The organism is Caballeronia sp. KNU42 (genome assembly GCF_053760385.1).
In genome coordinates this window covers 2510237-2535626 of record NZ_CM132389.1, presented here as the reverse complement: position 1 = coordinate 2535626, position 25390 = coordinate 2510237, and the positions used below count along the sequence as shown (strand labels likewise).

Sequence of the window (25390 nt, the reverse complement as noted above, 5' to 3'; positions counted from 1 at the left end):
TCGTTTGCGGCTTTGCATTTGCCGTTGCGGCACAGCGAAATCGCTGGATAGTGAAAAGATATATCGCCCGGATCATCGAGATTGTTTGAAGCTGCACCGTAGCGTGTCGCAGCGGGGTCCCGAATAGTGTTCAAGGGTTTCTCATACTTCACTGTAAAAGTAGTTTGGGTAAAGTTGAGTCTGGATAGAGTTTGCGGAGTGCCGATGCTGAAAGCCCGTCACCACCGCTTGGCGTTTCCCGCAGTCGACTATGTCGATACATAGGAAAACTGCGAATTCCTCAGAACATCTCACCAGATCAGGAACCCTTATGAATCGTCGACAATGCCTTTCCGTGCTGGGTGGCACGCTGCTTGGGAGCAGTCTGTGGGAGATTCCTTCCCTCGGCCGCGCTGCTGAAACCAAGACGATGGTGACTGTTGTCAAGGAAGCCGGTGTCCCCTGGTTCAACATTCTCAACCAGGGTCTCAATGATGCCGCGGCCAAGTACTCGATCCAGTCGTCAATGACGGGACCCGCAACCCCCGACCCTGCGCAGCAGGTCAAGCTGATTGAAGACCTGATCGCTCGCAAGGTCGACATCATTGGTCTTGTGCCCCTCGACACGCGCGTCACCGAGCAGGTAGTGCAACTCGCGCGTAAAGCCGGGATCATTGTGATTACCCAGGAAGGCCCTACCCAGCAGGGCAAAACGTGGGACGTCGAACTGATGAGCGCGCAGGCTTACGGTGAGGCGCAGATGAAGTCGCTGGCGCGCGAGATGGGCGGCGAAGGTGGTTACGCGATTCTGGTGGGAACGCTGACGACAACCGGTCACAACCAGTGGGCGGATGCCGCCGTCGCCTATCAGAAGGCCCACTTCCCCAAGATGCATCAGGTCGCGGACCGATTCCCGGGTGCCGACCTCATCGACCAGTCCACGCGCGTGGCACAAGAGATTTTCCAGACCTATCCGGATATTCGCGGCATTGTCTCCATGGGTTCGAACGGCCCGATCGGGGTCGGCAACGTGCTGCGCCAGCGCGGACTGCAGAAGCAGGTCGCACTGGTCGGCACGGTGATCCCTTCTCAGGCGAAACCGCTCATTGAGGCGGGGGTGATCCGCGAAGGATTCTTGTGGAGTCCACGAGACGCCGGCTATGCCATGGTCGCCGTCGCGCACATGACCATTAACGGCGACAAGTTCCAGTCGGGTATGGACGTGCCGGGTCTCGGCAAGGCAACGGTCGACGAGGCCAGCCGTGTTGTGATGCTGGACCGCATCCTGACCATCAACAAATCGACCATCGACGGTCTCGTCAAGCAAGGACTGTGACCGACATGAGCCCGACCCCGTCGCCAGCAGCCCAGACACCGCTGAGCGGTCCGACGGGCTCTACTCAAGAAACACCGTTCATCAATCTGCACAACGTGTCGAAACGCTACGGTGGTGTCCAGGCGCTATCAAGCGTGAGCCTGACGCTGCGACGTGGCGAGGTTCATTGCCTTTGCGGGCAGAACGGTTCAGGAAAATCGACCCTGATCAAGATCATTGCCGGCGTCGAGCGTCCCGACGCCGACAGCCTCATCACAATCGATGGTCAACTGCAGACTCACCTCACCCCTGCCATCAGCACGCGGCTGGGCGTGCAGGTCATTTACCAGGATCTGTCGCTGTTCCCTAACCTCACGGTCGAGGAAAACATCGCGGTTGCGCAGCACGCCGGCCGCTGGCACAACGTGAATCGCAAAGCAATACGCGATACCGCGCGCGAAGCAATGGAGCATCTCGGTATCGCGCTCGATCCTCTGATACGGGTGGCCGAACTCGGTATTGCCCAGCGTCAATTGGTGGCCATTTGCCGGGCCATGGCCGGTCAGGCTCGCCTCGTGGTCATGGATGAACCCACTGCATCACTGACGCGCCACGAAGTCGACGCGTTGCTGGCGTTGACCCGCCAACTTCAGGAGCGCGGTGTAACGGTGCTTTTCGTGAGCCACCGGCTCGACGAAGTGATGGAGGTCGCTGAACGGGTGACCGTCTTGCGCGACGGGGTCTCGCAAGGCTGCTACCCCGCCAGCGAGATGAACGATGAACGTCTCACGATGCTGATGACCGGTCAGGCGTATGGATATCAACCCCGGCAGATCGACCACAGCAGTGCGCCCATTGCCTTGTCAACCCATGGATTGAGCCGCTCGGGCGAATACGACGACATCACTCTGCAGGTGCGCGCCGGCGAGATCCTGGGTGTCACCGGACTGCTCGGAGCCGGGCGCACCGAGCTGGCACTTTCCCTGTTCGGCATGAACCGTCCGGACCGCGGAGAAATCCGCGTGGACGGCGAGGCGGTCAACCTCTCCAGCAACCGCGACGCCATCCGCCACGGTATCGCCTATCTGGCAGAGGACCGGCTGAGCCTTGGCCTCGTGGTCGAGCAATCCATCGGTTCGAATATTATCGTTTCGGTGCTCGACAGTCTGACCAACGGCCTCGGCCTGATCAGCACCAAACGGCGCAACGAAGCCGAGAAGCATGGGATCGACCGCCTTCGCATCAAGACCCGCGATGCCAACAATGCAGTGTCCACGCTGTCCGGCGGCAATCAACAACGTGTCGTCCTGGCCAAGTGGCTCGCGACAGATCCCCGGGTTCTGATACTCGACAGTCCGACTGTTGGCGTCGATATCGGCGCGAAAGACGGCATCTACGAAGTCATACGGGAGCTGGCCGCACAAGGTATGGCGGTAATCATGATTTCAGACGAGATTCCCGAAGTGCTGTTTCATAGCGATCGAATCGTGGTGATGCGGCAAGGCCGTATTGTCTCTGAGCATATCGCCGGCAATACCAGCGCCGACATCCTTGAGGAGGCCGTCCATGGCTGAGCAATGGCGTCATCTACGTAGCGCGCCGGAAGCGCGCATCCTCGGCGTGGTCATTTTGCTGAGTGTTCTCCTGGCCATCACGACACCCCGCTTCGCGACGGTGCAGAACCTGATGGACCTCGCCACATCCACCGCATTCACCGGCATCCTGGCGACCGGACTGCTTGTTGTCCTTGTGTCGGGTGGTGTCGACATATCCTTTGCAGCGACGGCATCCATCACGCAATACATAGCCTTGACCCTCGCCAACCATGGGATGGTTGGATGGACCGGCCTCATCCTTGTCAGTCTTCTCATCGGCGCGTTGCTGGGATTGTTTAACGCCGTGCTGGTCAGTACGCTGCGCCTGTCGAGCATTATTGTCACCATAGCGACTCAGAGCCTGTTCTATGGACTGCTGATGAGCGTGACCAAGGGCCAGGACATCTATTCCCTGCCGGACTGGTTTGCAGAAGGTCTGCACTGGGTGTTTTACACGGACTCCCATGGCGCACAACAGGCGCTGAATTTCCAGATCATTACGCTCGTAGCCGTTATTGCTTTTACATGGTTGATGATGAGCCGGACCAGCGTGGGTCGCCAGATCGTGGCCATGGGCGGCAATCCTGAGGCGGCGCGGCGGGTCGGATTCAAGGTCTTCCAGCTCAACCTGATTGTCTACTGCTTCATGGGGATGCTTGCAGGGCTCGCTTCACTCGTGCATGCGCAATACGTCCAGTCGGTGTCCCCTTCAGCGCTGGTCGGCCGTGAACTCGACGTTCTGGCAGCCGTTGTACTCGGAGGCGCGAGTCTGAACGGAGGGGTTGGCAGCGTGCCTGGCACCGCGCTGGGTGTCGTGCTGCTTGCGGTCCTGCAAAACGGTCTCGCGCTGATGGGCGTTTCATCCTACTGGTCAGAACTCTGTACCGGCATCGTCATTCTTTTCGCAGTGGCAACGATGGCGCGGCAACGGGCAACCCGCAAAGCGATTCTTCAGGAGACCACCGCATGAGCCTGCTTCACTCAAACCATAAGGCCGCAACGGTGGCAACTCCCACTCCCCTTGCATCCGGTATCGCCACCATCCGGTCCACCGTCGGACCGACCAATTTCGGACTCATCGGACTGCTCATCGCGCTTTCCATCTTCTTTGGAAGCATCGCAGGAACACAGCTGTTCAGTGCGGGCAGCTTGCGGTCGATGGCCTTTCAACTTCCCGAACTTGGTCTGCTTTCGCTGGCCATGCTGATACCCCTGCTATCCGGCGGACTTGATCTCTCCATCATCGCCACCGCGAACCTGAGCGCACTGGCGATGGCATGGATGTGCACGCATGTATTGCCGGGCAGCAGCGCGCTCACCTCAACCCTTTGGGTCGCAGGCGCGCTGATGGCCGGCCTCGCGGTTGCGGCGCTTGTCGGCACACTCAACGGCTGGCTGATTGCTTATTTGCGTGTTTCCCCGATTCTCGCGACGCTGGGGAGCATGACAGTCGTAAAAGGGGTTGCGGTTGGCCTCACGCACGGCGGCGTCATCTCCGGTTTTCCTGCCGCGGTTCTTTTTTTGGGCCATGGCCTGGTGTTCGGCGTACCCGCTGCATTGTTGCTGTTTGTTGCCGTCGCCCTGCCGGTCAGCGTGATGCTGACACGTAGCCCCCTCGGCTTACGGATTGCATTGATCGGTTCGAACGAACGGGCAACGAGCTACTCCGGTGTCAATACCAGAGGCGTGCAGATGCGCGTGTATCTTCTTTCCTCACTCCTGTCCGCCCTTGCCGGATTGGTGATGATGGCCCGCTTTGACTCGGCGAACGCCGCCTACGGCGAAAGTTATCTGCTCGTGACCATCCTCGCGGCCGTTCTTGGCGGTGTCAGCCCAACGGGTGGATTCGGCCGGGTCAGCGGGCTCGTGCTTGCGCTGGTGATCCTGCAGCTCATATCGACTGCGGCCAGCATGATCGACCTGAGTCAGTTCATTACGCTATCCATCTGGGGCGCCACGCTAATTGGCGTTGCGGGCGCCGGCGTAGTGCGAACGTGGTGGGCAAGGCGCAAATGACGTGGCTGGCTTGCCCGACCGCCAGCTAGTGACCCTGCCTGGCGATCCATGGGGCGTCTTGGCGCGTGGAGGGTTATCGGGCCAAACCGGCTTTCTTCTATCGGACGCTGAGAAGCCCCCTCGCTGCAAATCTGCCGGCCATGGCGTGCGACTGACAACAGATACTTTCGCCTCCATGGAAGCTCTCGCGTCTCGAACATGCGGCTAACACCCAAGCGACGACTCAGTTGAATATCAACCGCAGTAATTGTCATCTCGATGTTTCCAGGCGCGAGTTTAGTCAGCATCTTCACGCTTCGCCGTCAGTGGAAATCGCGTTTCATTCCGCTATCTCCACAGACGCGAGCAACATCGGCAATGAATGCATGTCGCTAAATACGTGCACAGCGCCCGCCTGTAGAAGAACCTCCCGATTGCCCTGGTCGCGATCCATCGGAAGGTAGGCGAAAACGGTGGCGCCCGCGCTCGCTCCCGCCGTTACGCCGGAGACCGTGTCCTCCACGACCGCGCAACGGGATATGGGAACGTCCATCGCAGCCGCTGCTTCAAGATAGACGTCGGGATGGGGTTTGTTGCGTTCGGCGTCATGGCCGCTGAAGATGTTGTTTCCGAACCGGTGGATGATGCCGACCTTCGTGAGTTGCAGTCGAACCTTGCTCCGGTCGGACGCGGAGACCACCGCGAGACGTGCGCCCGTCATGTCGGCCAATTGCGCTATTGCGCTCGCGACACCGGAGGTCGCGGTGACTCTTTCGGTCAGTTCGGCATCGCGCCGGGCCCGGTATGCTTTCAGCCAGTTGGATGTCACCGGCGCACCGGTCCTGGTTTCAATAAGCGGCAGTTGGTCTCTTACCGAACGACCGACGAAGAATTCGTCCATCTCCTTCTGCGTGATTTGCCAGCCAGACTGTCTCAACATGTCGGCCAGGACTCCGGTCGTTATGGGCTCGGAGTCGACAAGTGTTCCATCGCAGTCGAACATGACTGCATCAAACGGCAGTTCTTTCATCGATCCGTGGCAACGTACCCGCGAACCTTTGTCTGTCAGGACGTCACTTGAGTGCTCGCTATTTTCTATTCGTAGTGCCATCTATCGGTATGTTTTGTAGTTTTTCGCTGGCGCAGAAATAGGTGTGGGCGCGGTGTAACCCGCGCCCTTTTAACACCGCCGACTTTTCACGCCAACGTTCCCTGATCCCGTGGCCGTGGAGTAGAAACGAACAACGCGGCCTGCTTGTTTGCAACCTCAACGGCCTCGCCGAGGTGCCGCTTGCGAGAAAGCTCCGCCACGAGGTAGCCAATAAAGGCATCGCCCGCTCCATGAGACGTGATGACATCGACCCTGATTCCGGCAACACTCCCTCGTTCACCGCTTCCGAGCATCCACGCGGCGCCATGAGGACCGGCCGTCACAACAACCGCGCAATCAAGCGACCCCTGCAGTTGCTCGCACGCGCTCACGGCCGACTGTAAATCGTGCACGTCACCGGCGCCCATCATGGACGCTTCGACAGCGTTGACCACAAGGAGCGTCAGCTGATCGGAGAGCGCTTTCGACAGGGGCCGGGCTGGTGCCGCGTTGAGTACGACCTGCCCGCCCGCGCGTCTGACAAGCGCTGCGGCCGCAACGTTTACCTCTTCCGGAATTTCGTTCTGAAGAACCAGGAGGCCGGTATTTGCCAGCGAGTCCGCCCATTGCGCGACGATGCCGCTTCTCAGGTATGCGTTGACCTGCGAAGAAACCACGGCCCCATAGTCGTCGGGCGTTCGCACGACAATACTGATGCCCGAGCGCTGCTCAGCGACGCGGGTCACGTTATGCGTGCAGACATGATGGCTTTTCATGTAAGCGACAAGTGAATCCCCGAAGCTGTCGCTGCCTACCGCGCCGTACATGGCTACTTTGATTCCGGCTCGCGCGCAGGCAACCGCCTGATTAAGCCCCTTGCCTCCGGGAGTCTGGTACCAGTTACCACCCATGAGCGTTTCACCGAGAATCGGCAGGCGCGACGCCCCCACTAAAAGATCCATATGAATACTGCCCAAGACTGCAACCGACTCGCTCATGCGATACCTCAACAATTTTGTCCGTCATCAAACTTCAGATAGCTCTGACACAGCGTGTGCTTCGACGACGCCTATCGGCGGCCTCTCGTCAACCGGTCCACCATCATCGCCAACAGGATGACAATGCCTGTCGCCAGCAACTGGTAGAAAGCCTGCACGTTCATGAGCGTTAGTCCATTGCGCATGCCACCCAGGATGATCGCGCCGAGCAGCGTCCCGACTATGCCGCCTTTGCCACCCAGCAGCGAAGCACCGCCAATAGCCGCCGCCGCGATCGCTTCGAGTTCCCAAAGGTTGCCGAGAATCGGTTCTGCTGCACCGAGCCGAGCGACAACAATCATTGCACCGAGCGAAGCCAGCGCACCGCTGATCGCATAGGCGACGATCTTCGTGCGCTCGACCGGCACACCGGCCACGCGCGACGCTTCCTCGTTGCCGCCCACGGCGAAGAGATACTCGCCGATCGGAGTCTTGCGCAGCATCAGCCATGCGCAGACCGCGACGATCGCCACCAGGATCACCGACATGGGCAAGCCGAACGCGGTGGCGGACAGCCAGTTGCGAAAGTCATCGGGGATGCCGAGCACGGGATTGCCGCCAGTGAAGATCAAAGCGACCGCACGATAGATGCTCAAGGTGCCGAGCGTCACGATGAACGGCTGCAACCCGCAGTACGCCACGATGACGCCGTTGATGGTCCCGCATACGACACCCACACCGATTCCAGCGAGGAACCCGATGGCCGGCGGCAGCCCTTTCAGCATCAGTGTTCCTGCAACAACCGCAGAAAGTGCGGCAACCGGTCCAACTGACAAATCGATTCCGCCGCTGATAATGACAATCGTCATGCCGATGGCAACGCAGGCGTTGATGCTGCTCTGCTGGAAGATGTTGATGATGTTCTGCGAATTCAGGAATGATGGCGCCACGAACGAAAACGCGGCAAATATCAGCACCAGCCCGATCAGGGTTCCAAGATCGCGCACTGAGAAAGGCAGCGCCACGTTCGAAAGGGTTCGAGTATTCATGGTGTTTCCATTAAGACGGCTGCGTGTTCAATTCACGCGGAATCGCCAAAGTCATGATGGCGGCTTCAGAAAAGTTCGCGCTGTGGACCTCTCCGGACATGCGTCCGGACTGCATGACCAGTATTCGGTCCGACAGACGCATGACCTCATCAAGCTCGGACGAAACGATGACAACACTGCGCCCCTCATGGGCGATCCGCTCGATCAGCTGGTAGATCTCCTGCTTCGCGCCTACATCGACACCACGTGTGGGTTCGTCGAATATCAGAACGTCGGCGCCCGAATTGAGCCAGCGGCAGATGATCGCCTTCTGCTGATTGCCGCCGCTCAAGAGGCGTATGGGCCGGGAAAGCTGCAACGGTCGAAGATTGACCTGTTTCGCGAGTTCCATGGCGCGCTTGTGCAACGCGGCCCGTCGTATGAATCCCGCTCGTGTCCATTTGCCCAGCACCGGCAGGCAAATATTCGAGAAGATGGATTGCATCGGCACGATGCCCTCGACCTTGCGCTCCTCGGGCACCAGGACAATGCCGGCCTTGATGGCGTCGCGCGCGCAGCGCAGTTTCAGAAGCCGTCCATCCTTGTGAATCTCGCCTTTGTCCGCCCGTTCGACGCCGGCAAGAAGCTTGACCAGTTCGGTTCGCCCCGCTCCGACGAGACCGGCGATACCGAGAATTTCCCCGCGCTTGAGCGTGAGTGACACGTCCCGCACTCGCGTTCCCCAGGAGAGCGCATTGGCGGAGAGCACGGTGTCCGCTTCGCTGTACTCGCGCTTGGGCCATGCGGCCAGTTCCCGGCCAACCATCTTGTGCACCAGTTGCTGCTCGGTCACGCCTTCGAGATCCAGCTCGTCGATAAACTTCCCGTCGCGCAGGACCGTCGCGCGACTGCATACCGCGAACAGTTCGTCGAGCTTGTGCGACACATAGATGACCGCGACGCCTTGCTGTGACAGTTTGCGAATGATCTCGGACAGTTTGTCGAATTCCGCGGGCGTGAGGCTTGAAGTCGGCTCGTCCATCGCGATGACGCGAGCATCGGCCAACAACGCGCGCGCGATTTCCACCATCTGCTTTTGCGCGACGCTCAGCTGCCGAATCCTGGCCGTCAAGGGAATAGTCGGATCGAGCGGATGCAGCACGCTGCCGGCTCGTTCCATCATCGACGCGCGATCGAGCAGTGTTCCAAAGCGGGTGCGAGGCGCGCCGAGAAACATGTTCTGAACCACATCCAGTTCCGGGACCAACTGTAGTTCTTGATGAATCATTGCGATTCCCGCGCGCTTCGCATCCTTGGGCGAATTGAGCGAAACGAGTTGATCCCCAAGACGTATTTCGCCGCTGTCAGGGCGAATGACACCCGAAATCACCTTTAACAAGGTGCTCTTGCCGGCCCCGTTCTCGCCAACGAGCGCGTGAACCTCCCCCCTTCCGGACCCGGAGATGAACGTCGGTGAGCGCCTTGACCGCGGCGTAATGCTTGGTGATGTGGCTCAGTTGTAGTGCATACGAGGTAGTCATTCGATTCACCTTTTGCCTGACAAGACGTTCTCCGGGCCGCAAGGCCCGGCATTTCCCATTCGAACGCCTATTTTTTGGCACTGTCCTCGATCAGGGCCTTGCGTTGTGACGCCTCGTCAGTCTTGTATCTTGCGTAGTTCTGCTTGGTGACAAGTGCTTGCGGTGTGGCAACGACCCGTGGCACCTTCTGACCGGCGAGAATGCGCAGAGCCGTCTCGACAGCGACCTCGCCGGTCAGGACAGGAAAGGAATCAACCGTACCCGTCAGATCGCCGGCCAGGATCGACTTGTACGCATCGCTGGTGCCGTCTGTGCCGATGACCGCCACCTGCTTCAGCTTGCCCGCCGCTTTGACAGCTTCGATTACCCCCAAGGCCATGGTGTCGTTGTTGCAATAGAAGCCGGCCAGATCCGGATGCTGTTGCAAGATCGTTGCCGCCGCGTCATACGAAATCTGTCGATCCCAGTTGCCCGGCACACTCGCGACCACGGAAAATTTGGTCGATTCTTTCGTGAGCGTCGATTTAAACCCGTCGGTTCGCTGAACCGCGGCATAGACGCCCGCCATACCTTCGATCACGGCAATCTTGCCGCCGGCCGGCCGGTTCTGGATGAACCATCGGGCCGCGCGCACGCCGTTGTCGCGCTGCACGTTGCCGATATAGTGTTCGGCTTGCGGAATGACAGCGTCATTGACGTTGATGACAGGCACGTTCGCCTTGGCAGCCTCACCGAGCACCGGTTGCAGATTCGCATCTGTTTGCGGCGACAACAACAAGGCCGTGTAGCCACGCGTCAGCATGTTCTCTGCCATTGCAAGCTGGCCGAGCTGATCACCTTCGCTTTGGGCCGCCTGCAGGTCGTCCGTGACCCCGAACTTTGCCGACCCCGCCTTATAGCCATCCCCGAGCAGCCGCCAGTACTCGTTAGTCAATGTCTTGGCGACAGCGCCAATCTTGGTTCCTGCTTTGGGTTTGGGAACCGGTCCAAGCTTTTCCGTCAATTGCGACCACTCCACGCGATCCGGCTCGCGATCAGGGTCTAGCGGCTTGAGCGCTGCAGCGCTCGCTGACTGAAGGGCTTGGCAGATCAAGAGCGACGTGACTATGCTCCAACGCTTTTTCATTTTTTGTCTCCTGCACGGCTTGTTGATTAAATGAACACGGCTTACCGGGTCCAAGGTCGCAGGGCAATGTGTGCCCCCACTCCCTTTGTCACTCCGTCCACAGGTTTCCAAACAGGGCCGTCTGGACAATGCGTTGGGAAGTCAGCGCGTCCTGACGCTCATTCGCCGCGGTCAATTCCGTATTGGCTGCGAGCTTTTCGGCGAGCTTCATCATCGCCCGTACGGTACGAATATTCGTTTCGGTCTCAAGCACGGGATCGAGTCCAATTGCGTCCGGGAAGGTGTCGAAGTAATAGACCCCGTCGTAACCGTCGCGAACGAGTTGCGTGAGCAACTCGATCGTACGGATCGTGTTGACGGAACCGACCATCAAGCCGTCATCGCGGTGACCGTAAGCGTCATTAAGGTGAAGCCCGGCAAGACGGCAGTGCTTGCTCACCAGGGCGGCCGTGCAAGCAGGCTGCTCATGAGCGTAAAGCACATGGCCAAAATCAAGCGTCATGGCGAGGTTCTTCAGGCCGAGTTCCTTGATGGCGAGCAGGGTCGTGCCGGCATTGTTAAGCACTGAAAATGCACGGGGTTCGTCCGGTTTGTATTCAAGGCTGAATGTGATGTCGGGCGCGTATTCGGCGAGCTGGCGTATACCGTCAATCTGCAGGTCCCACAGTTTTCCGTAGTTGGCGTGGAACGGATATTCGAAACCGTCCTGTCCGGGCCAGAAGGTCATCAGTGACGCGCCACACTCTCGCAGCGCATCCAACCCGCGCTTCGCCAGGTCGATTGCAGCCTGGCGCACTGCCGCGTCCGGGTGAGTCAGGGCGCCGGCCTTGAACTCCGGCTCGCTGTAATAGCGCATCGCGAAACCGTTGAGCTTGAGCCCGACGTCTTCCAGTTGCGACGCCCGGGTACGGGCATCCGCGTCGCGAAAATGGTTCGGGAAATTCAGATCGACGTGGGTCAGGCCCTTCACGGTGGCGGCACGCTGCAGGAGCTGCAGAACGTTCGGCTTGCCGGTCAGGCCGGGCCATTGCATCTCGGGGCGGGTTCCAAAAGAGTTCAGGCGTGCGGCAAATTTCATGGTTGCTCCTGTCGTGGGTAATCGCGTGAACCCATTTTCTTTACTTTACTATGAAAGTGTCAATAGTAAAGTTTAAGGGGTTTACGCGAATGTCCAACGACAGAGCGTTTAGCGACGCTTGTGTGCCACGACACCCATGGTGCGAGCGAGATTGTCCTCTGCGGTACCGTAATCATGCTGCGCCACCGCGACGAACAGCGCGTCGATAATATTCAGTTGCGCGATGCGGGCGGCGGCGTTTTCGCCCATCAGCGGCGAGCCTTGCGCGGTTGAATAGAGAACGGCGTCAGCGAGCCCGGCGAGCGGCGAGTCGGGGTAGTTCGTGAGGGCGATAATCTTCGCTCCGCTTGCCTGCGCAGCCTTTGCCGCCTCGATCAAGCCGGCGGTCTGACCCGAATGTGAGACGGCCAGAACCACGTCTTTTTCAGAGAGCAGAGACGCGGACATCAGCATCAGATGGGTGTCGTCGTATCCGGTTGCGCGGATGCCGATGCGCAGGAACTTGTGCACGGCGTCGCGGGCGATTTGCGCGGATCCGCCAAGCCCATAGAAGTCTCTCTGGCGGGCGCCGGCGAGAAGGGTTACGGCGTGCTCGAAGGCTTTCAGATCGAGGATCGCCAGCGTTTCCTCAAGCGCCTTGATGGCCGTGCGAAATACCTTCGTGACGATCTCGCCCGTGCTGTCGGTCGGAAGCAACTCCTTGTGCATCTCGTTCACCGGAAGCCGGTTGTACGCGGCCACCGACTGACGCAGTTGCCGAAAACCGTCGAAGCCCAGCTTCTTCGCGGTTTTGACCACCATTGCCTCTGACATCCCGACTTGCTCAGCCACCTCCTTTAACGGTGTGGTGTCGTTAAAACCGGGATTGAGAATGACACGTACAAGGCTGTTCTCGAGCGGCGTGAGCGCCGACGTCATCATGCGCAAACGCGGGCCAATCAGATGTACCGGGGGAGCTTCGTTTTGCATTGAATTCATCACTGGCGAGCGATTAGTAAAGTGGATCTGGAAGCCGCGTGGAATCAGTTTCACACGCCCTTACTTTACTATGAAATTTCGCACGGTGAATTTTAGAAGATGCTTGGTCGTCCAAAACGCGAACGTCGTGAATGGGGGTGTCGACGGTTTCTGATGCCTTCCTTGCGTAGCGCCTGATGACTGACCAGTCCTTTTGAAGAGGGACGAGATCCAGTCGCACGAGCTCAAGCTGAGGGCTGCATTGGCAGCGCTTCCTCTCCTCTCACCCCAATAGGCCACCACCATGACCGACTTCTTCGAGCAAGTGCAACAGATCTGGTCCCACATCAAAGGTCACAATGCGCCGCTGCCCGCGCTCGCCGTCGTCCCGCAGGAGCGATGCTGGCCAGACGGGTCGGCTGGCGCCCGCATCCGGCGAGACGAGGCTTATTTCACGCTGCGTGTCAACGAACTGCATCTCGACCTCAATCATCAGTGGTACACGGTCTTCGACCCGCTCGTCCTGGTTGTGACCGAATTCAACCATGGCAAGCAACGAGTAACGGTCCCCTATGTGGTCGGCCCCAACCTGATTCACAAGCAGAACGCGGAACAAAACCCGAAGCATGGCTCGGTCGTGCTGGACACGCGCGTCGCCGGACCTTTTCCGTATCGGGGAGGCGACATCGACATATCGATCGGCTTCTATCAGGTGCAGCGCGCCAATCACGCGAAGGCCATGCTCAGCATGATCGAGCGTTTGTCCGATCTGGTCGGAGGCGCGCTTCAGATCGGTGTGATGGCGAGAACGGGCGCCGCCCTGCTCGAAGGCGTGGACGAATTGCTGAACCTTCAGGGCACGGTGATGCTGACCGGACTGAGGCTCTCGCTCGCGACCTCCGCGATGGATCCTCTGACCACAGGCTTTTGCGCAATGATCGCGCCACCCGTGCCGCCAGACACCAGCGCACTCGTCGTTCGCGATCGCCGGCTGCGCATTCATGATGCCCCCGCAGCAGGCGAGATCCCGTATCGCGCTTCCGACTATGTGCTCCTGGGTATCACCGGGGCAGCGTCGCGCGACGATGAAAGCCTCGGCCCTTTCATAGACATGAAGAACGACGCGCTCAACGCGCTTTGGGATGGCGCGGATGGCCCCGAGCGCGCGAAGGCCAACCTGATCACCGCCTATCAACAGATGCGCAAAAGCGCGGACATCACGGCGCTCGAAGCGAGCGTCTTGTTCGACGCGTGGCTTGCCGAGCTCGACAGCGAGCTCGCACGACTGAATCATGTCAGAACGCTCCCCCTCGGCGAACCGAATGCGGCACCGGATGAAGCACGTGGCTGGGGCACGTCAGCGGAGATGGCCCAAGACTTGAGCAGCGCGCTGCGGCGAGTGGACAAGAGACTCAACGCGCACGTCTGATCTATAGCCATTGCTGCGGTCGCCATCGGCCCACTGATTTATTGGGTCGTCAACGTGGCGACGAAGAAAATTTTCTCGCGTCCTGAGCGAAAACCTCAAAAATAGTCTCCAATGCGGAGATGTCAAATTGGCTGCAGAAAGCAAAAGGCCCGGCAAAAGCCGGGCCGCAAATCAAGGCGGGAACCCCCGTTACCGCCTTGATGGTGTTTCCCTCGTATCTGGCCTTTTGCCTCTGGATCGTGATTTTTATGTGTCCGGGTGGTCGTTGTCGGTCAGTGAATGCATGGTATGTGCAGACGGATGATCGCTATGTGGTGCACCGCACACTCCGCTTACTTCCGGTTACAAGTGTCGCCGTCTCGCCACATTTCTCAAGTGACGTGCGGGGGAATTTCAGTGGGTGTTTGCTGGTCGCGGTGACGCTCCGACGGGGCTGCGTTATCATTAACGCATCGAAAAGAGGTGACTCTCATGAGAAGAATTCTGATCGAGCCCGCTCTTACCCTTCTGCCGAACTACATCGTCGTCTATCGCGTGAAGTTGGATCGAATTCAGATCCCGAACGTGTTGCACGCGCGGCGACGCTATCCCTGGTAACAGACCAGATCACTGCATCGACCGCGCCTCACCCAACAAAGCTTGCGCCTCGGCGGCCGCCGCTCGACCGTACGGAACCCGCTTGTGCCATATGAAGTACTTCCCATGCGCCCTGCTATTTTTCCGGCAGTGCACAGCCAGACAGCGATAGTGTGCGTTCAGTAAATTAGGGGGAGTTGCTTGTCTACCCAATTTGAAGAGAGCGACTATGCGTTAAAGCCGCATGAACGGCCGCTGGTGCTGGGCGGCCCTGCCAGTCCCGACCATCCGGCGGCAAGGCGTTATGCCTATTTCGCGATCGGCTGCCTGATCGGCATCACCCAAGGACTCGGCAACGGGCTGGTCTCGGTGAATCTGAATTACGCGCAGGGGACGCTCGGCCTCTACAGCGATGAAGCGACCTGGCTTACCGCCGCCTATTTCATGGTCTATGCGACCGCCAACCTGATCCTGGTGAAATTTCGCCAGCAGTTCGGTTTGCGGCGCTTCGTCACCTCCCTGCTCGGCACCTATGTCCTGGTCGCGCTGCTACATGTGTTCGCGCAGAGTTTCGGCTCGGCGGTGGCTGTGCGGGCTATCAGCGCCATCTCCGCAGCCGGCCTTTCGTCGATGGGCATTTATTATCTGATGCAGTCGTTTCCCCCGCCGAAGAAGATGCTCGGGATGCTCATCGGCATCAGCGTTCCCCAGCTTGCGACGCCGCTCGCGCGCGTTCTGTCGCCCGGACTGCTGGAGACGGGTGACTGGCACAGGCTCAACTGGTTCGAACTGGGCATGGCGCTGGCGACGCTGGCGGCCGTGATGGCCCTACCCTTGCCGCCGAGCGAGCGCCGCAAGGTATTCGAGCCGGCCGACTTCCTGACTCTGGCCCTGCTGGGGCCCGGGCTCGCACTATTCGTGGCGATATTCTCCGAAGGCCGGATCGAATGGTGGACCGAACGCGCCTGGCTGGGCTGGGCCCTCGTCGCCAGCGTGGCCCTGATTGCCGCGGGCCTGATCGTCGAACACTGTCGCATGAATCCATTGATCAATACGCGCTGGCTGAGCACCCGCGAAGTAGCCCGCGTCATGCTGATCGCCGCAGCGATCCGCATCCTCCTCTCCGAGCAAACCTTTGGATCGGTCGGCTTGCTGACGTTGTTCGGCATGCTCAACGACCAGATGATCACGCTCAATTCCATCATCCTCGTTGCATCGGTCGCCGGGATCGTCTTCAGTGCGCTGACCCTCGATCCAAAAAATCCAGGCAGGCCGATCGCCGTGGCGGCCGCGCTGATCGCGATAGGAGCCTTCATGGATGCGGACGCAACCAACCTGTCGAGGCCGGCAAATTTCTACATCAGCCAGGGATTGATCGGCTTTGCCTCGCTCCTGTTCCTGGGGCGGGCGATGGTGATCGGTGCTTCGCGAATGGTCGTGGCCGGCAGCCAGAATTATCTCGTGAGCTTCATCGTTGTATTCAACATCAGCCAGAGCGTTGGGGGAGTCGTCGGCAGTACCTTGCTCGGCACCTTTCAGACAGTTCGCGAGAGGTTTCATTCGAACGAACTCGTTCAGTCTCTCGTCATGAGCAATCCAGTGGTCGCCGCGCAGGTTCGCCAAGGAGCGGTGCAACTGTCGCTACGCGTAACGCGCGAAGCGAATGTTCTGGCCTATAACGACGTATTCTTGCTGGTGGGTGTGTTGGCCAGCCTGACCGTTGTTTGGGGCGTGGTAATCCAGTGGTTGATGTGGCGACGCCGCGAAGTCTCGCCGCTCATCCTTCTTCAGCAAAAAGTGATGAAGGCAAATCAGGCACAAGCCAACAGGAAGAGCCCGGAATGAACGAGCCCAAGAAAGATCTGCCCGCGGGCGATAGCCAGAAGCAAACGGTTGTTTCTCCCGCTGCAGCGGCTGAGCCGAGCAGCTGGCATCCGCCGAAAAAGAGCCCGGTTACGATCATCGTCATCGCACTGCTCGCACTGTGCGCGATTGGCGTGGTCCTGCGCGCCTGGCGCCTGCCGCCTTTCACCGGCACTTCGGAGGATACCGACAACGCCTATGTGCGCGGGCTGGTGACGACCATCAGTTCGCAGGTGAGCGGCTATGTCACCAGCGTGCCGGTCGACGATTTTGCGGAAGTGAAGGCCGGCAAGATTCTCGTGACCGTCGACGACCGCATCTATGCTGCGAGGGTCGCGCAAGCCGAGGCCAATCTCGCCGCACAGCGGGCGGCGTTCGCTAATTCCGCGCAATCGCAGCGCTCACGCGAACTGGCGACGCAAAGCCAGGATGCGAACATCGCCGCAGCGCGTGCACAGCAGGTCCGCGCCGAAGCCGACATGCGCCGTGCCGATGCACTCGTCAAAGACGGATCGCTTTCGAAGCGCGAATACGACCAGACCCGTGCTGCATTGCTCGCGGCCCGGGCCACGCTGCAACAGGCCGTCGCGGGCCGCTCGATCGGCTCGGAAGATGTGCGCACCGTGCTTGTCGCGCGGCCAGGATTGCAGGCGGCGATCGACTCCGCCAAAGCCGCGCTGCGCAGTGCGCAGGTCGATCTGGAGAACACCGTGATTCGCGCGCCTGTCGATGGACAGCTTTCCGAAGTCGGTGTGCGCAACGGCGACTACGTCACGGCGGGCACGCAGATGATGTCGCTGGTACCGCACACCGTCTGGGTCGTGGCCAACTACAAGGAAGCGCAGACGCATCGCATGCGGGCCGGCCAGCGCGTGACGTTCCGCGTCGATGCGCTGGGCGACGCGCAGCTGCATGGCCATGTCGAAACAATCGCGCCCGCAACGGGATCGGAGTTTGCGGCGATCAAGCCCGACAATGCGACCGGAAATTTCGTCAAGGTCGCGCAGCGCATTGCCATACGCATCAGTGTCGATCCGGGACAGGAACTGGCGCGGCGGCTGCGACCGGGCATGTCGGTCGAAACCGCGGTCGATACTCGCGATGGTGACCGATGAAGCGCTGCGTCCGTAGTTGCGTCCGTAGTTGCGTCCGTAGTTGCGTTCTTAGCTGCGTCCCTGGCCTCGGCGTTGCCCTGCTGCTGTCTGCCTGCGCGGGGCCGCCAGTCAAGGTCGCCGCGGTGCCCGCTGTCGTCGAGCCCGCGGCTTGGCAACACGATGCCGCACAGACGATGTCGCTGGACAAGGACTGGTGGCGGCAATTCGGCGATCCGGTCTTGACCGCGCTGGTGGAAAAAGCGCTCGCCAGCAATACCGATATCGGCAAGGCAATCGGCCGCGTGCGCGAGGCGCGCGCAGACACAAGGATCGCGCGTGCGGCGTTGCTGCCGACGCTCAACGCCGGCTTCGATAACGCCGGGCGCTCCCGGATCGTCAGCCCGTTTGGTACGCCACTCCAGCTAAGCACCGGACAGGTTGACATCGAGGCTGCGTGGGAAGTGGACCTGTTCGGCCGGTTGGCCGACCAGCGTGCTGCCGCGCGCGATGCGTATCTCGCCAGCGCAGCCGCACGCGATGCGACGCGGCTGTCAGTCGCCAGTTCGACGGCGAGCGGCTATATCACGCTGCTCAGTCTCGATGCACAGTTGAAGATCGCCGAGGCAACCCTCACCGCGCGCGCGAATTCGCTGCGCCTTGCCAAAACGGAATTCGAGAGCGGCTATTCGTCGCGGCTGGAATTGCAGCAGGCGCAGTCGGAATACGATTCGACCGGGCAGCTCATCCCGCAGACGAAGCTGGCGATTACGCGCGCCGAAAATTCGTTGAGCGTGCTCACCGACGATATCCCAGGCGATATCCCGCGCGGCAAGGTGCTCGACGCGCTGACCGATCCGGTCATTCCGCAGGAGTTGCCATCCGGGTTGTTGCGGCGGCGCCCCGACGTCGCTGCCGCGGAGTACCAGCTTTCAGCGGCAGACGAGTCGCTAGCCGCGGCGCGCAAGAACTTCCTGCCGCAGTTTAATCTGGCGGCTTCGTTTGGCCGCTCCTTCGGCACGGAGCAGATCTACCCGTTCAATATCTGGTCGATAGGCGGGAGCATTCTGGCGCCGCTGTTCGAGGGCGGCAAGCTGACTGCGCTCGCCGAAAAGGCCGGCGCGCAGCGCGACCAGGCCGCCTTCGCCTATCGTGGCACTGCACTGACCGCGATCAGCGAGGCTGAAAAAGCGTTGGCCGCCGTCCAGCGTCTCGATGAGCAACTGGTGCTGGCAATCGCCCAGCGCGACTCCCTGTCCGAACAGTTGCGCATTGCCACCAATCGATATCGCGAAGGATACGCCGGCTATCTGGATCAGCTCGACGCGCAGCGCAACCTGCTTTCAGCGGAACTCGGTGTGGTGCAGCTTCGTGCCGATACGCTTGCGGCGCGCGTGACGCTCTATGAGGCGATGGGTGGAGGATGGAGCGCAGATATGATCGATAGAGCGGACGCAGACTAGCGAGTGTCTCTGTCTTTCGCTACCCCCGGGTTTGTATGACCTGTGTATTTCAATCGTCTGGAAATATCAAGCTGGCGAGCGGATCGAAGTGCAAGGGCTCCGCTGGTTTGATCGATTCGAGGCTGCTGAGATCGGCGCTGCGCGCGAGCGTCGAGCAGGCGACCGGCAGCGGCGAGGCACGGCGCACGCTACGTGCGCCGATCATTCCAGAAGCGACCTTAAACGCCCCTCGGGTTCAGAGTTGGGAACTGTGGCTCGCATACGCGAACAGCGGCCGCGCGGACAGGAGCCCCACCGATAAGCTGTCGAACGTCTTCAAGTTTGACGCCGGTGAGACGCATACCCTCCCCCGCATAACGGGACCGTCTGCTGGACATCCGTACTATCGAATTGCATGGTTCATTGAGGGGATTGTCATCGCTTCGCCCAGCTTCTCCAGAAGAAATTCGGCGAAGACCGCAACTGCAGGCGCCACTGGCGGGCGGCTCGTGTAGACGAGCTGAAGACCCAGGCCGGTACTCGTGCGCCGATAGGTCGGCAGCACGCGCACCAGTTTCCCCTGCGCGATGATTGGCTCAACTATCAATTGCGGCAGCAGCGCAATGCCAAGTCCAGCTGTGCAAGCCTGCGCCAGCACTCGCATGTCGTTGACCGCGAACCGGCTGTTGATCGAGACTTCCTGACTGCCGCGTGGACCCTGCAAACGCCACGTGCTGCGACCCTGGCGATTGGAAATCGTCAGACAGTCGTGTGCGGCCAGTTCACGCAGCGTACGTGGCGCAGCGCGCCGTTCCAGATAGGCCGGACTTACCGCCAGGATCATTGCACTCGGCGCGAGCCGACGTACCTTGAAGCCGCTACCAGTCTCAATGCCCATGCGCAGGGCCAGGTCCATGCGCTCGGAGATCAGGTCTGTCGGTGTATCGTCGAGCAGGAACTCGATGCTGATGTGCGGATAGCGCGCGTAAAACTCGACCAGCCATTCCATCCCGAGGAGTTCGAACAAGCCAGCCATCGCGGCGACGCGAACCAAGCCGGACGGCGCCTGCTCATCTGCATGGAGCCGCCCGATCTCGAGAATCTGGTCAAGCGCGGGCGCGTAGCGCTCGAACAGCGCCTGACCTTCCGTGCTTGGCGCGAGCTTGCGAGTCGAGCGATGCAGCAAACGTGTGCCGAGTTGCCCTTCGAGCTGATCGATGCGCCGGCTCAGCGTATTTGCCGGCATCCCCAGACGCCGTGCCGCCTCGGAGAAGCTGCCGGCGCGCACGACCTGGACGAACATCGCCAGATCATTCAGATCAAGCATGACATCTCTCCATAAATGGATTAATCAAATCCTATTTTACCATCTAGTGTGAAGTGCTTTTGATCCCCATACTTGAGGCGTGACACAAGGGACGGCCGCAGAAGGCCGTTCTCCCGCTCAACGGTGACGTTGCATCACCGGCGAAACGTACGGCTTCAGTATGAAGACCAAGTCGCTCATCCCGGCCGAAGTATTGAACCGGTAATCCTTAGTCCCTAATCCCGTTCGGACCGCCGCGCTCGCTGTGTGAGGGTGCGCCGTCCCAACAAAAATCTCCCTGGAGAACAACCATGTCGAACACCCAGAAGCTCATCGCCGTCGTGGGCGCAACCGGCCAGCAAGGTGGCGCAGTCGTGCGCGCGCTGCAGGCGAGCGGTCAATTCAAGGTGCGCGCGTTGACGCGCAATCCCGCCAGGCATCCGAACCTGGGTGACGAAGTCGTTCTGGCCGATTTCGATCGACCGGAAACGCTTAAAAGCGCCTTTGCCGGAGCACATGGCGTTTTCCTGGTGACCAATGCCTGGGAAGCACAGGCAGACGAGCCCAGGCAGGCGCTTGCGGCCATCAACGCGGCGAAAGACGCCGGCGTACAGCACGTCATCTGGTCGACGCTTCCCAATGTGGAGACGATCACCAGCGGCACGATCAATGTCCCGCACTTCACGGCCAAGGCGAAAATCGAAGCCGTCGTGAGAGAGGCCGGGTTTGCGTATCACACGTTCGTGATCGCGCCGTTCTACTACCAAAACCTGATTGGCCAGATGGCTCCGCAGAAACAACCCGATGATTCCGTGGGTTGGTCGCTGCCGCTTGATCCGCAGCGGCGTGTCATCCATATGGGCGACATTACCGAACTCGGCCGCCTCGTGGCCGGCGCGTTCGCGCAGCCGGAACTCGCGGGGCGTGGCGAACATTTGGCGCTGGTGGGTGATTTCCTGAGCTTCAACGAGATCATCGCCACCCTGAATCAGCAGGGAAACACGCTCTCGTTCAAGCAGGTCCCGCGCGAGGTTTTTGCCAGCTGGTTTCCGCACGCCGACGGTATCGCGGCCATGCTCGCCTACTTCGAAGCCCACACCTATCTCGGCTCGGATGCGCGGGACGCGATCGCGCTTGCCATCAGAGTCGCCGGCCAGCAGCCGACGAAGTTTGCCCCATGGGCCAAAGCGAACTTCGCGATTCCCGCAGCCACCTGAACGAAGTGCACTCATCGAACCACGAACGAGCCAATACCCATGAGCCGAATTCCTACCCACACACTCGAGAGCGCACCCGATGCGTCGCGCCCGCTCCTGCAAAAGATTGCCCAGACTTCGCCGACGGGTCGTCCCCTCAACCTGCATGCCCAGATGGCGCACTCTCCCGCAGTGTTGGCGGCGTACGCATCGCTGCGCGCCGCGACCGCCGAGCACGGCACCCTTGATCCGAAGGTGAGCTGGGCGCTAAATCTTGCAACTGCGGCCACAGTCGGGAACGACTACATGATTGGTATCGCCAGTCGATTCGCCGGCATGAGCGGTTGGACAGACATCCAGGTCACCGCGCTGCGGACCGGCACATCCACGAGCGACGTCAGGACCGACGCGTTGACCCACGTGGTCAGGGAAGCCGCTGCGAATTCGGGAAAGGTCACCGACGCCACATGGAAAGCCGCTCAAAGGGCCGGCTGGAGCGACGAGCACCTGACTGAGGCATTCGCGTTTCTGGGACTGACGATGTTCACGGGATGCTTCCTCAACTACGCGCAAACTGATACGGACATCTGATCAGGCACGCAATAGATGGCCAGGCAAAAAACCTGCAGCGAGCACCGTGAATTCCTCGCACGGGCGGATCGAAAACGATCGAACACGATCGAAAACGCATGTCGCCGTCTCATACGCCTCCGTGCGCAAGTGGCTACACGCACGAGGGCTGTCGAATCATTGCCCGTCGGCGGATTTGTGCGAAGGAATGGCGCTCACTCCTGTGCGCCATTGCGAGCGGATTTCCGTCTCAACCGAGACCGGAAGTGAAATGTAGTCCAGGTCTTCCGCAGCCGGCCCTCCGCTCTTGAACGCCCAGTCGAAGAACTTGAGCGTTTCCTCGCCGCGGTACGACTGGTCCTGCGTCATACGCAACAACACGTATGTAGCGCCGATAATTGGCCAGGCATCCTTGCCCGGTTGATTGGTCAGGAATTGGTTATGCGATCCTGACCAATCAGCGTCTGCGACCGCCGCCTTGAAGGTTCGCGCACTGGGTTCGACAGCGGCGCTCGACGCATTTTTCAAGGCCACGTAGGTCATGTGGTTTTGCTTCGTGAAGTCCCATGCGACATAGCCTATAGCGCCCGGAAGATACCCGACGTAGGTGGCCACGCCTTCATTTCCTTTGCCGCCTATTCCACGCGGCCAGCGCACACTGGTGCCCTCTCCAACCTTGCTCTTCCACTCGGGACTAACCTGCGCGAGATAGTGCGTCCAGATGAGGGTCGTGCCGGACCCGTCCTGGCGACGCACTACGGCAATGGGGGTATCGGGCATTTTGATTTTCGGATTCAACTGAGCAATTGCCGGGTCGTCCCAGTATTGGATCTTGCCGAGGAAAATGTCGCCGAGCAACGGACCTGACAGCGTCAACTCGCCCGCCTTGATGCCGGGAAGGTTGACGACGGGTACCACACCCCCGACAGCGGTCGGGAATTGCAGCAAGCCATCCTTCGTCAACTCATCGTCGGTAAGCGGCGCGTCCGAGCCGGCAAAGTCGACCTCCTTTGCAAGGATCTGTTTGAGGCCATCTGATGAGCCAACGCCACGGTAGAGCACCTTGCCTCCGCCGGCCTTCTGGTACTCGGCGGCCCACCTGAAGTAAAGAGGAGCCGCGAACGTGCTGCCGGCGCCAGTAATGTCGGCGGCTTGGACCGCGACGACGAGTGACCCGCCAACCATAGCGCCAATCAACAGTAGAAAAGGCCTCACGACTATCTCCCTTCGAATTGTTGTGTGACATCGCTGAGCGGCGCGAGCCAAGAGACGAGGTACGTCGTGAGAGGAAATTGCGTCTGGGGACGCTTTTGCGCTGTCTCCGCAAGCGTTTATGCTCGTGAATACGTGAGCATAGCCTCAATCAAGGCAGGTGAAAGTGTCAATTCGTATTCTTACGTAGTCCAACAAATAGAATGACCGAGCACGGTCCGCTAATTAAATGCAGCCGATGCTCCAAGGTTCTTTCGAAAACGCAGTCGAACGGCTTGACTGAGGCCCGCTTTTGCCCGAACTACACGGTCAGTCCGAACATCGGGGTCTAGCCGGATGACGAACTTCCGTACCCGAGCGACCTCTATCGCTAGTCGACTGCGCTAGAAGAATCCACTGAGAAACGCCGTCGCTTCTTCCGAGGAACCAGCGATCTTGTTCTACCGAATATCAAGCGCACATTGTGCAGATCGAAACCTTATCCCGCAGCCCGAGCCGGCACATTCGACAATAACGGCCCCAGCCCTTCGGCATAAGTCAGGTGCGAAATCACCGCGTCGCGAAGCTTTTGATAGGACAGCTCTCCCAATATAGCCGTCTGCATCGCGGCCATCACCTCGCCCGCTTCAGCGCCAATCATTGTGAAGCCCAGAATGCGATCATCCTTTGCTCCGACGAGTACCTTCATGAATCCCTGCGTCTCATCGGTCGCAAGGGTTCGCAGCACACTGGTCATAGGCAGCTTCGCAACACGAACTGCAATGCCCTTGTGTTGCGCTTCGCGTTCACTCAGCCCCACATGAGCTAACGGCGGTTCAGTGAACATCGTGTACGGAATCAACCGGTCGGCCGTCCTGCGGTCTGCGCCGGCCATGTTGTCGCGCACGATTCGGAAGTCGTCGACGGACACGTGGGTGAACTGCGGACTGCCCGCCGCTTCGCCTATCGCCCAGACGCCAGGCGTGACCGCTTGCAAGCGCTCGTTCACACGAATGTATCCCCGTTCGTTTAACTCGATACCGGCAGCTTCCAGACCGATGCCCGCCGTATTCGGAACCCGCCCCACCGCAACGAGAAGGTCGCTGCCTTCGATCGCTTTTTCGCCAGAATCAGTACGCAGCACAACCCGGACACCCGATCCGGACTGGCCTTCCACCTTCACCGTTTCGGCGCTCAAGATAACGTCAATCTCTTCTCCACGCAAAATGGCGAGCATCGCTTCGGCGACGTCATTGTCTTCACGCATCATCAGTCGTTCTCCGCGTTCGATAATTGTCACGCGGCTGCCGAAACGACGATATGCCTGCGCCATCTCAATGCCAATGTACCCCCCACCCAACACCACTAAATGTTCCGGCACGTAGCTCAATTCCAGAGATCCAATGTGGGTCAACGGCTCAGCGGAGCGCAGTCCCGGAATATCGGGAATGGCCGCGTGGGTTCCGACATTAACCACAACCTGGTCGCCGCTAACCGTGCGCTTTCCGCCATCGTTGAGTTCAACTTCGATCGTCCTGGGTGCGACAAACTTGCCGCTGCCCATGATCAGTTCGGCGCCGCTCGCCGCATAGGCGTCAAGGTGAGCCGTGACCTCGCGCTCGACCATGCCGCGCTTGCGCTCGCGAACCTTTGCCATATCGACGATGATCGGCCCCGTGACCGTACCGAAGTCCGCAGCATTGCGCGCCACATGCGCAACATGTGCGCTCCAGATTTCGTTCTTGCTGGGAAGGCATGCGACGGCTGGGCATGAGCCACCCACCCACTGTCGTTCCACGACGGCCACACGCTGGCCCGACCGCCCGAGGTGCCATGCCAGAAGTTTGCCGCCCTGGCCGCTGCCAAGGATCACTGTATCGAAATGTTCAACGTGAGACATAACGTCCTCCAATCGGGAAAAGGTCTATTGAGTCCGGCACGGCCGTCTTTCATCGCGTGTCAGATCTTGTGGCAGTGATCGTGACCACACCTACATGCGCCGTGCGCGCGTGTAACCACCACGTGGCCCACGCGCTGCGAGATGT

Annotated in this window: 22 protein-coding genes; 11 read left to right on the top strand and 11 right to left on the bottom strand. The window is 60.0% G+C overall.

The window, feature by feature from the left end; all coding sequences use genetic code 11:
- The first annotated feature begins 310 nt into the window (after window positions 1-310).
- From ACSOSP_RS30625 to ACSOSP_RS30610, 4 genes are read left to right on the top strand one after another with little or no spacing between them, the layout of a single operon-like run.
- Window positions 311-1315, top strand: a complete 1005-nt coding sequence (locus ACSOSP_RS30625; RefSeq protein ID WP_455312279.1) for a substrate-binding domain-containing protein — start codon at window positions 311-313, stop codon at window positions 1313-1315.
- Between the two features lie 5 nt (window positions 1316-1320).
- Window positions 1321-2868, top strand: coding sequence for a sugar ABC transporter ATP-binding protein (locus ACSOSP_RS30620; RefSeq protein WP_455313722.1), 1548 nt, complete (start codon window positions 1321-1323; stop codon window positions 2866-2868).
- On the top strand, window positions 2861-3859 hold the full coding sequence (locus tag ACSOSP_RS30615) for an ABC transporter permease (protein ID WP_455312278.1): 999 nt from the start codon (window positions 2861-2863) through the stop codon (window positions 3857-3859). Before ACSOSP_RS30620 ends, ACSOSP_RS30615 begins: the two co-directional genes overlap by 8 nt.
- The gene (locus ACSOSP_RS30610) at window positions 3856-4905 is read left to right on the top strand and encodes an ABC transporter permease (protein ID WP_455312277.1); all 1050 of its coding nucleotides are present in this window, start codon (window positions 3856-3858) and stop codon (window positions 4903-4905) included. Before ACSOSP_RS30615 ends, ACSOSP_RS30610 begins: the two co-directional genes overlap by 4 nt.
- 319 nt (window positions 4906-5224) lie before the next feature.
- On the opposite strand, the gene ACSOSP_RS30605 is transcribed toward ACSOSP_RS30610, so the two are convergent.
- The 7 genes from ACSOSP_RS30605 to ACSOSP_RS30575 form a co-directional block, all read right to left on the bottom strand.
- Window positions 5225-5914, bottom strand: a complete 690-nt coding sequence (locus ACSOSP_RS30605; protein ID WP_455312276.1) for an HAD family hydrolase — start codon at window positions 5912-5914, stop codon at window positions 5225-5227.
- Between the two features lie 167 nt (window positions 5915-6081).
- Window positions 6082-6972: a PfkB family carbohydrate kinase gene (locus ACSOSP_RS30600; RefSeq protein ID WP_455312275.1), complete on the bottom strand. Its 891-nt coding sequence runs from the start codon at window positions 6970-6972 to the stop codon at window positions 6082-6084.
- 71 nt (window positions 6973-7043) lie between these two features.
- Window positions 7044-8000, bottom strand: a complete 957-nt coding sequence (locus ACSOSP_RS30595) for an ABC transporter permease (protein WP_455312274.1) — start codon at window positions 7998-8000, stop codon at window positions 7044-7046.
- 10 nt (window positions 8001-8010) lie between these two features.
- Window positions 8011-9369, bottom strand: coding sequence for a sugar ABC transporter ATP-binding protein (locus ACSOSP_RS30590; protein WP_455313721.1), 1359 nt, complete (start codon window positions 9367-9369; stop codon window positions 8011-8013).
- A gap of 218 nt (window positions 9370-9587) precedes the next feature.
- On the bottom strand, window positions 9588-10646 hold the full coding sequence (locus tag ACSOSP_RS30585; protein ID WP_455312273.1) for a sugar ABC transporter substrate-binding protein: 1059 nt from the start codon (window positions 10644-10646) through the stop codon (window positions 9588-9590).
- Window positions 10647-10734: 88 nt separating this feature from the next.
- The gene (locus ACSOSP_RS30580; protein ID WP_455312272.1) at window positions 10735-11724 is read right to left on the bottom strand and encodes a sugar phosphate isomerase/epimerase family protein; all 990 of its coding nucleotides are present in this window, start codon (window positions 11722-11724) and stop codon (window positions 10735-10737) included.
- Between the two features lie 108 nt (window positions 11725-11832).
- A complete protein-coding gene (locus tag ACSOSP_RS30575) occupies window positions 11833-12693 on the bottom strand; it encodes a MurR/RpiR family transcriptional regulator (RefSeq protein ID WP_455312271.1) in 861 nt (286 codons plus the stop codon).
- A gap of 292 nt (window positions 12694-12985) precedes the next feature.
- Here ACSOSP_RS30575 and ACSOSP_RS30570 point away from each other — a divergent pair, with 292 nt between their 5' ends.
- The 5 genes from ACSOSP_RS30570 (at window position 12986) to ACSOSP_RS30550 (ending at window position 19103) form a co-directional block, all read left to right on the top strand.
- Window positions 12986-14110 carry a hypothetical protein gene (locus ACSOSP_RS30570; protein WP_455312270.1) on the top strand — a complete coding sequence of 375 codons (1125 nt, stop codon included), beginning with the start codon at window positions 12986-12988 and terminating at the stop codon, window positions 14108-14110.
- 471 nt (window positions 14111-14581) lie between these two features.
- Window positions 14582-14707 carry a hypothetical protein gene (locus ACSOSP_RS30565; protein WP_455312269.1) on the top strand — a complete coding sequence of 42 codons (126 nt, stop codon included), beginning with the start codon at window positions 14582-14584 and terminating at the stop codon, window positions 14705-14707.
- Window positions 14708-14944: 237 nt separating this feature from the next.
- A complete protein-coding gene (locus ACSOSP_RS30560; RefSeq protein WP_455312268.1) occupies window positions 14945-16531 on the top strand; it encodes an MFS transporter in 1587 nt (528 codons plus the stop codon).
- The gene (locus ACSOSP_RS30555; protein WP_455312267.1) at window positions 16528-17664 is read left to right on the top strand and encodes an HlyD family secretion protein; all 1137 of its coding nucleotides are present in this window, start codon (window positions 16528-16530) and stop codon (window positions 17662-17664) included. Before ACSOSP_RS30560 ends, ACSOSP_RS30555 begins: the two co-directional genes overlap by 4 nt.
- 122 nt (window positions 17665-17786) lie before the next feature.
- Window positions 17787-19103, top strand: a complete 1317-nt coding sequence (locus tag ACSOSP_RS30550) for an efflux transporter outer membrane subunit (RefSeq protein ID WP_455312266.1) — start codon at window positions 17787-17789, stop codon at window positions 19101-19103.
- A 49-nt stretch (window positions 19104-19152) separates the two neighbouring features.
- Here the strand turns inward: ACSOSP_RS30550 and ACSOSP_RS30545 are convergent, their stop codons facing one another.
- Together ACSOSP_RS30545 and ACSOSP_RS30540 are read right to left on the bottom strand one after the other, a co-directional pair.
- A complete protein-coding gene (locus ACSOSP_RS30545; RefSeq protein ID WP_455312265.1) occupies window positions 19153-19308 on the bottom strand; it encodes a hypothetical protein in 156 nt (51 codons plus the stop codon).
- 177 nt (window positions 19309-19485) lie between these two features.
- On the bottom strand, window positions 19486-20409 hold the full coding sequence (locus ACSOSP_RS30540) for a LysR family transcriptional regulator (RefSeq protein WP_455312264.1): 924 nt from the start codon (window positions 20407-20409) through the stop codon (window positions 19486-19488).
- Between the two features lie 290 nt (window positions 20410-20699).
- On the opposite strand from ACSOSP_RS30540, the gene ACSOSP_RS30535 reads away from it, so the two are divergent.
- On the top strand, window positions 20700-21605 hold the full coding sequence (locus ACSOSP_RS30535; RefSeq protein ID WP_455312263.1) for an NmrA/HSCARG family protein: 906 nt from the start codon (window positions 20700-20702) through the stop codon (window positions 21603-21605).
- Between the two features lie 39 nt (window positions 21606-21644).
- Window positions 21645-22175 carry a carboxymuconolactone decarboxylase family protein gene (locus ACSOSP_RS30530; RefSeq protein WP_455312262.1) on the top strand — a complete coding sequence of 177 codons (531 nt, stop codon included), beginning with the start codon at window positions 21645-21647 and terminating at the stop codon, window positions 22173-22175.
- Between the two features lie 156 nt (window positions 22176-22331).
- Here the strand turns inward: ACSOSP_RS30530 and pstS are convergent, their stop codons facing one another.
- Together pstS and ACSOSP_RS30520 are read right to left on the bottom strand one after the other, a co-directional pair.
- Complete coding sequence (gene pstS, locus ACSOSP_RS30525) at window positions 22332-23339, bottom strand: phosphate ABC transporter substrate-binding protein PstS (RefSeq protein ID WP_455313720.1); 1008 nt, start codon at window positions 23337-23339, stop codon at window positions 22332-22334.
- A 505-nt stretch (window positions 23340-23844) separates the two neighbouring features.
- Window positions 23845-25245 carry an FAD-dependent oxidoreductase gene (locus ACSOSP_RS30520; RefSeq protein ID WP_455312261.1) on the bottom strand — a complete coding sequence of 467 codons (1401 nt, stop codon included), beginning with the start codon at window positions 25243-25245 and terminating at the stop codon, window positions 23845-23847.
- Window positions 25246-25390 lie beyond the last annotated feature (145 nt).